General features: G+C 64.0%; 1 protein-coding gene. It reads right to left on the minus strand.

Annotation, left to right across the window (positions count from 1 at the left end; genetic code table 11):
• On the minus strand, positions 1–732 hold a 732-nt coding region (locus ABD481_RS46560; protein WP_344672330.1), incomplete at its 3' end, for a putative T7SS-secreted protein.
• Position 733 lies beyond the last annotated feature (1 nt).

Raw genomic sequence — 733 nt, forward strand, 5'->3', positions numbered from 1 at the left:
GCCGGCGGTGATCACATCCACACCCGGGATCCAAGACGTCGCCAGCGCCAAGACGTCCAGGAACGGAGCAAGATCGTTCGCCACCTCGGCGATCTTCCCGCCCCAGTCGGCCAGCGCCTCCCCGACGTGCTGCCACCAATGCTTGTTGTGGATCCCGTCAGACTGCGCATGATGCAGCGCCTTGGCACACTCCTTCGCCGCGGCAACACGCTCATCATGAGCCTGCTTGGCCTGGGCGGACAGCGCATCCAGCCTGCCCTTGGCCGCATCCAGGTTCTTCTGCGCCGCATCGTGGGCGCTTTGGGCGTCAGTGACCGCCTGAGGGTTGGGGGCCGACGTCTGATTCTGCTGGGCCGTCTTCAAATCCGACGCCGCACTGGTGGCCGTAGTGGTGGCCCGTTGCAGATCAGCGTGCGCATCCTGTGCCTGACGCAGCGCCGAGTCAGCCTTGTTCTGCGCGGCTTGCAGCTTCGGCACGTACGCCGACAGCGCATCAGAGGCCTCGCTGTAGGACGTGTACAGCTTCTGAAGCCGACCCGGCAACGGACCGAACGTCGACTTGAACGCATCCGCGGTCTGCCCGATCCACTGCAACGACGCCGTATCACCACCAAAGCTGCTCAAATTCCGATACGCCGACTCCACATCATGAGCGAAATCCCCGAACTCCTTGGCCAACGCCTGCACCGACTCCACCACACCCGGAGTCGGATCCCCATCCAACCCCAGAATG

The sequence above is a fragment of the Catenulispora yoronensis genome, assembly GCF_039531695.1.
Lineage (GTDB): Bacteria > Actinomycetota > Actinomycetes > Streptomycetales > Catenulisporaceae > Catenulispora > Catenulispora yoronensis.